We start from the raw sequence: 8305 nt of genomic DNA, 5'->3' as shown, positions 1-8305 counted from the left end.
GCGTTTTGAATTGGCGACAAGCGACGATGCGGCTCTGATCTGGCAGGACGGCGTGGCCTCGATCATCGCTCCTGCTGACGGAAAATACGTGATTCAAATCCGTGAAAGCAGCTACGGCGGAAACGGTGCCTGCTATTACCGATGCCACATCGGAAACTATCCTCGTCCCCTGGCGATTGTCCCAGCCGGAGGCAAGCCAGGACAGAAGCTCGCAGTCCGATTTATGGGCGACGTCAGCGGCGAGTTCGAACGGGAAGTCGAACTTCCCGCGAATGTCGATCCCGAATATGCCGTCTTTGCGACGGACGACAAGGGGATTTCTCCCTCGGGCAACCGCTTCCGAGTTGTTGACCTGGAAAACTCCATCGAGCAGGAACCGAACGAGACGATTGCTCAGGCGACCAAAGCAGCCGCACCCGTCGCGTTTAACGGAGCACTCTCATCGAAAACGGATGTGGATTTTTTTGGTTTTACTGCGACCAAGGGGCAGACGCTGGAAATCCATGTCTGGGCTCGACGATTGCGATCGGAACTGGATCCGAGTCTCATTCTCTACAACGCGCAGGGCGGAGCGATCGCCAGCAACGACGATAGTAATGGACCGGATAGCTTCATCCGTTTCGCGGTCCCCGAAGATGGCCAATATTTTCTTGAGGTCAGAGACCACCTGCGACGGGGAGGCAGTGCGTTCCACTATCGCATTGAAGTCAGTCCGCTCGTGCCGGAAGCCTTGCTGGGTGTCAACGAATTTGTGCAGTACGTAGAGCCGAAACTCGCGATTCCCCAGGGAAATCGCTTCCCGCTGCTAATCAACGCCAACCGAGTCGCCTTTGGCGGCCATCTCGATTTCACAGGACTGAATCTGCCTGAAGGCGTCACCGTCGAGTCCTTCGGAATGGCAGCCGACCAGGGCTTGGCCCAAGTCATCCTTGCCGCTTCCCCGGATGCCCCGATGTCCGGGCGGTTCTCTCAAATCGTGGGATCGCTGACAGACCCTGCCAACCCCAATCCCCCACGAGGTGAAGTTCGCCTTCCAACCGTTCTGGTCCGGGGACTGAACAATATTCCCTTCTGGACAGAACCGACATACTCGCTCGCCACGGTCGTGACACAGAAAATTCCGTTCACGCTTCAGATTGTCGAACCGAAAGTCCCGTTAGTCCAAGGCGGTCAGATGTCGCTGAAGGTGGTCGCAACGCGCGCCCCCGACTTCACTGCTCCGATCAAAATTGAGCTTGTGCTGAACCCTAATGGCGTTAACTCCAGCCGTGAGGTTTCCATCCCCGAAGGACAGTCCGAGGCACTGATTTCGATCAATGCAGCGGGGAATGCACAGGTCAAGGATCACAAGATCACTGTGCGGGGAGAAGCCACGGTCGGCAATGGCCCAGTCATGGTCTGCTCGCCATTCGTCACACTGCGTGTCGCCGAGCCCTATTTCCGATTCACCTATGAGGCGGCCGCAGTTGAACTTGGTGCCGAGACAGATCTCGTCGTCAAACTGGAAACGGCCAAAGAATTCGAAGGGGATGCGACCGTGCAGTTGCTGGGCCTGCCCAACAAAATCACGACGACCGCAATGACATTCAACAAGGACGCCAAAGAGCTGATTTTCAAGGTGAAAGCCGAAGCCGACGCCCCTGAAGGGGTCAACAAAAGTCTCTTCTGCCAGGCGGTCGTAACAGAAAACGGCGAGCCAGTCATTCATAACATCGGGACAGGTCAAATTCGGGTCGACAAACCGTTACCTCCGAAGGCCGCACCTGTACCCGTAGCGCAGGCCGCCCCCGCAGCGACGCCAGAACCCACGGCCGCCCCGGTCAAGCGATTAACGCGGCTGGAGCAACTGCGGCTTGAACAGGAACAACGCGTTAAAGCTCTGAATGGATCTGCCGCCAGTACTGACTCAAAGCCCGCTGGCGGTCAATGAGCTTGCCGACGAAATTTTAGGGACAATGAAATGCCTCGGTTCTCACCTCTTGTACCTCTGCTGACTTGCGCGATGCTGACTCTCTGTCAAAACTTGATGGCAGCAGATTCGCCGCTGGTACAAATTAATGTCTACCCACCCGAAGTGAACCTCACGACGCACAGCGACCGGCAACGCGTCGTGGTCCAGGCAGTTCAAGCGGATGGAATTACGCGTGATATTGGCAAAGAAGCCAAATTCACCCTGGCAAACCCCGCCCTCTGTCGCCGTGAAGGGACGACGTTCCATCCCGTCGCCGACGGGCAGACCGAACTGAAGGTCGAATTTGGCGGTCAGTCCCAAACGATCCCGGTGAAAGTCGAACGAGCAGCGGAATCGCGGCCCATCAGTTTTAAACTCGACGTCATGCCTGTCTGGATGAAGACCGGTTGCAACACAGGAAGCTGTCACGGAGCAGCACGTGGGAAGGATGGCTTTCGCCTGTCCCTGTTCGGGTACGATCCCGATGGAGATTACCAGCGGATTACGCGTGAACTTCCCGGTCGCCGCATTGACCTGAGTGTTCCCGAAGCCAGTCTGATCATCGAAAAATCGGTGGGCGTCGTCCCTCATACAGGGGGAAAGCGATTCGAGAGAGACTCTGAAATCTGCAATACCGTCATCGACTGGATCTCGGCCGGCTGTCCCAGCGATCCCGCAAACGTCGCCACATGCATTGGCCTGGAGATTTATCCACGCGATGGAGTCCTCGACGGTGAAGGGGCTCAGCAGGCAGTCACTGCACGAGCCAAATACTCTGACGGAACGGATCGGGACGTCACCTCACTGGCTCTGTATCTTTCCAATAATGACACCTCAGCCTCAATTTCACAGGATGGAATCATCACGGCCGGAGCACGCGGTGAAGCCTTCGTCATGGCTCGCTTTGCCACATTCACCGTTGGCTCCCACTTCGTGGTATTGCCGAAAGGGTTGGTCTACGAAGACGTTTCAAAACCCCAGGTCAACTACATTGACGAGTTGGTCAATCAGAAACTGAAGAAGCTGCGAATCGATCCATCCGTGAAGGCAGCCGACGAAGCCTTCCTGCGTCGCGTTTATGTCGACCTGGTAGGACAAGTCCCCTCGGAAGCGGAATACACGCGATTTATTACCAGTGCCGAGCCCGACAAGCGTGACAAGCTGATCGATGAGCTGCTAAACCGCAAGGAATTCACAGAACTGTGGGTCAGCAAATGGGCCGAATGGCTGATGATGCGTTCCTCGATTCAGACGAGTCCGAAATCGATCACGCTTTATTACACCTGGCTCAGCGAACAGATCGCCGACAACGTGCCGCTCGACAAAATGGTTCGAGACATTCTGGGGGCCAGCGGTGGTACATTCAAGAATCCTGCGACCAACTTCTATCAGATCGAACCTGACGTGCTGAAAGTCAGTGAGAACGTCGCTCAGATCTTCATGGGAATGCGCATCCAGTGCACCCAGTGTCACAACCACCCGTTTGATCGCTGGACGATGGATGACTACTACTCGTTCGCCGCATTTTTCAGGCAAGTGGGGCGTAAACAAGGTGAAGATTATCGTGAGACAATTGTCTTCAACGCGGGAGGTGGCGAAGTCAATCATCCCGTCGGCGGTCGCGTCATGCTTCCCGAGTTCCTCGGAGGTGGCCCTGCCGATGTCGCCGGAAAGGATCGACGTGAAGTCCTGGCCGAATGGCTTGCTTCTCCCAAAAATCCCTACTTTGCTCAGAACTTCGTGAACCGGATCTGGCACCACTTCTTCGGTATCGGGATTGTGGAGCCTGTCGACGATGTCCGCGTCAGTAACCCCGCATCGAACGAACCACTCCTTGTCGAACTTGCGCGACGGTTCACAGAATCAAATTACAACTTCAAGTCATTGGTACGGGACATTTGCCGGTCAGAGGCCTATCAGCGTTCGACCGAAAAGAACGCCAGCAATGCCACGGACGAACGCAACTTCGCCTCGCAAACGCTACGACGCATCAAGGCCGAGTCGATGCTGGATATCATCAGCCAGGTCACGTCCACCCAGGATAAGTTTCCATTACTGCCTGTGGGAGCACGAGCGGTCCAGATCGCCGACGGCGCAACCAGCACCTACTTTCTGACGACGTTCGGGCGCGCCACGCGCGAGACGGCCTGTTCGTGTGAAGTCAAAATGGAACCGACGCTTTCACAAGCGCTTCATCTCCTCAATGGCGAAACATCGAACCAGAAGATTGTTCAGGGAGGCTTGGTCGCAAGCTTGCTGGGCGAAAACCTCACCCCGGAACAGATCGTTGAACGGCTCTATATTCGCTGTCTCAGCCGGAAGCCAACCCCTGACGAGATTAGCGCTTTGCGGCCACTGTTTGCCGAAGGGAACGACATTAAGCGTTCGCTCGAAGATATCTTCTGGGCACTTCTCAACAGCCGCGAGTTCCTGTTCAACCATTAGCCGACCAGGGCGAGCAAACCTGGGTGCCGGGGTTGATGGGGTTGCCCCCCCGCCCCGGCACTCCCCCCCCTCTCATCCTGTCCAATCGACATACGAGAGTGGCCGGTAATTGAAAACACCTGATCTGCGAGAAGCTCACTTAATGCGACTCTCGCAATCCAGTTTTGCGGTCCTCGTGACCCGATGAATTCGTGGAGTGATTGGTTATGCGTTCCTTCGCCATCTGTCTGGTCGCACTCAGTCTGTTTTCGGGATCTACCCAGGCGGAAGAGAAGGCGGCACCCAAAGGAGAAAAGATCACGTTCGATCAGCATATTCTGCCCATCTTTCGTGAAAAATGTGGTTCCTGCCACAACACGAATGACAAAAAAGGGGATCTGGTTCTCGACAACTACGGCCTGGCCATGCAAGGGGGCGCTTCCGGTGAAGTGATTCGCACCGATGGTGACGCTTCGCAAAGTCAGCTTTACCTCGTCGTAGCACACTTATCTGAACCCAAGATGCCTCCGCAGCAGCCCAAGCTGCCTGACGAGCAACTCGAATTAATTCGGAAATGGATCGAGGGGGGGGCTCTCGAAAACAGTGGCAGTAAAGCCAAGGCGAAAAAGAACGTGGCCGTTGCAATGGTGACGGTCTCCAATCAGCGTCCTGCCGGCCCAGCTCCGATGCCCGAGAACCTCCCGCTCGAGCCTGTAGTCATTTCCCAGCGCGGTAATGGCATCACGGCCCTCGCCGCAAACCCATGGTCGCCACTCGTCGCAGTGGCGGGACACAAGCAAGTCATTCTGTATGACACGAGGACAAGCGAAGTCGCGGGGATTCTCCCCTTCCCAGAAGGAGTGGCACACGTCCTGAAGTTCAGTCGCAATGGACAGTGGCTGCTCGCGGGGGGTGGACGCGGAGCCCACTCGGGCAAGGTGGTCTTGTGGGATGTCAAATCGGGCAAGCGAGTCGCCGAGGTTGGTTCTGAGTATGACGTTGTTCTGGCCGCCGATATCAGCCCAGACCATACGCAGGTGGCTCTGGGTGGCCCCAAGAAAATCGTACGCGTTTACGATACATCGACCGGAGAATTACTCTACGAGAAAAACAAACACACCGACTGGATCACGGCGCTGGAGTTCAGCCCCGATGGCGTCTTGCTGGCAACTGCCGATCGCAGCAATGGCCTGATCGTGTGGGAAGCATTCACCGGCCGAGAGTTCTACGTACTGACCGGACATACCGCAGCACTGAGCGATGTCAGTTGGTCACCCGATAGCAATATTCTGGCCTCGTGCAGTGAAGATACGACCATTCGGTTGTGGGAAATGCAGAATGGAACCCTGATTAAAAACTGGGGTGCACACGGAGGAGGCGTCACGGGGATCGAGATCTCTCGTGACAACCGCATCGCTTCCACCGGTCGCGACAATACGGCGAAGCTCTGGGACTTCAACGGGACAGCGATTCGCGCTTTTGGAGGACTGACGGATATCGGAATGGAAGTGACATTCGATTCCGAGAACGATTTTCTGCTGGCAGGCGATCTGTCGGGGATCGTCCGCGTCTGGAACGCCAAAGATGGAGCCATTGTCAGCCAGCTTTTGACTAACCCACCTCCACTCGAACAACAGATCGCAATTGCCGCTCAGTCGAAAGCCTCCGCAGAAGCCGCAGCCAAGCAGGCTGCGACGAACCTCGAATCGCTGAACCGGCAAATTGCCGAACGGAAGAAAGCGGAAGAATCCGCCGCCCAAGTCTTGGCAGACACCTCCGCCCAAGTCGAGCGCCTGACGAAATCAAAGACCCAGGCAGAGGCGGAACTCAACGCCAGACGGAAAGCGTTTGAGACATCAGAGGGAGAATTGACTGCCGCCCAGGTGGCGCACTCGAATGCAGCAAAAGCGAAGGATGCCGCACTTCAGGCAGCAAGCGAACACAAAGCAAAAGTGAAAACCGCAACCGAAGCGGCTGAAGTTGCGAAGAAGGATGCTGAAAAGGCAGACGCGGCCCTGGCTGCCAGTCCCGACGATGCCAGTCTGAAAGAGGCCGCCGCCTCAGCCAGGAAGAACCTCGACACACTAGCAGACCGGTTGAAGGAAGAGATGGATGCTGCTGCTAAGGCGAATCAGCAGCTCAAAGCCGGGGAAGAGGCCCTGAGCGCAGCGGTCGCTGCATTGAATAAGGCGAAAGCTTCTCGAGAGAAAGCTGCAGAAGAGACTAAAAAGGCGGAGCTGTCAGTGACCGAAAGCACAGACAAACTCAAGCTGGCAACGGAAGCAGCCGCTGTGGCCAAGACCGCATTGGATAAAGCAGCGGCCGAAGCGGTGATCACTCCAGAACTTCAAAAGCAAGTTGCAGACGCAGAAGCCGCGGTGAAGGTCACATCTGAAAAGCTGGTTCTTCTCTCCGGGCAGTTCGAACGGCTCAATGCGGGGAAAGGCCGAACTCACCAGCTTCCCGAGTGAAGTTCCGTTGAAGCAGGCGGCCCGAGTTTTCCGTTTCCGGAACGCTCGGGCCAGTGCTATTCTATGCCTCTCTCGCGGACCTCCCGGCACCGGGCCCACCCGTCGGTCACTCCAGTGCCCGGATCGCTCTTTCCTTACGCTTCCGCTTGGTTTCCTCGAGCAACTTGAGTTCGTCGTTGATCGTTTTCTTGAGTTCTTCCAGAACCGCGTCGAATCGAGCCATTTCGGCCATTTCACCAAGCACCTCTTCTAACCGGGCGATCAACGTGGATAACTGATTGATTGACGTCTCCAAGGAGGATGCGGGATTGGTGCTCTTATCGAGCGCCAATCTGAAGAGCCCTAAAGAACTGTCGAGGCTGGGAAAGTTGGTCATGTTGATGGCGTTGAGTGGTGACAGGATTCGTCGATCAAGCCGTTCCAGCATGGCTGGCGTATCTGCCGCATTGTTGATCAGCTCTTCGCGGATATCGGCAAATGCGGATTCGACACCAACTGTCTCGATCGCGTTCTTGCGAATGCCATGGAGAGACCGATCTGCCGCAGCATTCAAACCTTGTGAATTGGCCTTGATCATCTGATTGATTTGCTCGGAACTCTGCGACCCATTGAGTCCTGAATCGAGCAGTTTTTCGTGCTGAGCACGCAACTCCTGAAGTGTTCCCTTACACTCGGAAATGATCTGTTCGACACGTTTACGCAGATTCAGTTCCCGGCCGTACAGCATCGAAAGAAGTTCTTCTTCAGGAATAATCGTGAAGGCGAACTTGATACCCTGCGAGCGGTGAGCGGCACTCGGGGCAGGAGCTGCATCCCCCACCGCGCTAGGATCCCCTGGCTGGACCGGGCCACCGTCCGACACCGTGCAGCCATCAAGGGCAGAGACCGTGAGCGTCAGTCGCTGCTTCGTCGATAGATCTAGCGGAAGTACATCGAACCGCTCAAATTCCTCGTTTTCAGCGCGCTTCAGCGTGAACTCTCTCGAATCCGGCAGAGGTGGTGCCGCAAATGAACGCTTCTGCCATTCCTGAGCGTCGTCTACCCGGAACTCAAACTCTGCATTCGCGATCCCATAGTCGTCTGTGATGGTTCCAGCGATCGGAATTCTGGCCTTACGCGTAATTGAGGTGCCGATCCCCTTCAGCCGTGACTCGATCACAGGGGGTTGATCTACGATCCCGTTGATTGTGAAGCGGGCTGGTGTGGAACTGGTGATCTGATCGACATCCTCGAGCGTAATTCGCACCAGACTGTCCGGAGGCATCGGCAGTGGCAAGACGGGAGACGTTCCGGCGGCCGATGCGGCACTCAACAAACCGGGGAGTACGGCGGCGGCATCCGCTCTCAAGATGAACGGCATCGAGAACGTGAGGCGGTCGTTCGACCAGAACTGCGGTTGTCCAGCTCCGACGGCAATCGGAAGTTGAAGTTGAGTCTTGCCATCTTGAGATTTCATCGA

4 protein-coding genes are annotated in these 8305 nt (G+C 56.1%); 3 read left to right on the top strand and 1 reads right to left on the bottom strand.

The genetic code is table 11. The features are described from left to right. The 3 genes from VGE80_RS23230 to VGE80_RS23220 all read left to right on the top strand — a co-directional run. A partial coding sequence (locus VGE80_RS23230) for a PPC domain-containing protein (RefSeq protein WP_440594312.1) occupies window positions 1–1930 on the top strand: 1930 nt, incomplete at its 5' end. A gap of 30 nt (window positions 1931–1960) precedes the next feature. After that, a complete protein-coding gene (locus VGE80_RS23225; RefSeq protein WP_440594311.1) occupies window positions 1961–4396 on the top strand; it encodes a DUF1549 and DUF1553 domain-containing protein in 2436 nt (811 codons plus the stop codon). Window positions 4397–4602: 206 nt separating this feature from the next. Then, window positions 4603–6846, top strand: coding sequence for a c-type cytochrome domain-containing protein (locus tag VGE80_RS23220; RefSeq protein ID WP_440594310.1), 2244 nt, complete (start codon window positions 4603–4605; stop codon window positions 6844–6846). 106 nt (window positions 6847–6952) lie between these two features. On the opposite strand, the gene VGE80_RS23215 is transcribed toward VGE80_RS23220, so the two are convergent. Then, on the bottom strand, window positions 6953–8305 hold a 1353-nt coding region (locus tag VGE80_RS23215), incomplete at its 5' end, for a hypothetical protein (protein WP_440594309.1).

The organism is Schlesneria sp., from assembly GCF_036405755.1.
GTDB lineage: Bacteria > Planctomycetota > Planctomycetia > Planctomycetales > Planctomycetaceae > Schlesneria > Schlesneria sphaerica.
This window is presented reverse-complemented; position numbering and strand designations above follow the sequence as displayed.

Bases quoted from the DNA above. Each gene is read 5' to 3' on its own strand.
- VGE80_RS23225 (WP_440594311.1), top strand. From the start codon at position 1,961: ATGCCTCGGTTCTCACCTCTTGTACCTCTGCTGACTTGCGCGATGCTG.
- VGE80_RS23220 (WP_440594310.1), top strand. From the start codon at position 4,603: ATGCGTTCCTTCGCCATCTGTCTGGTCGCACTCAGTCTGTTTTCGGGA.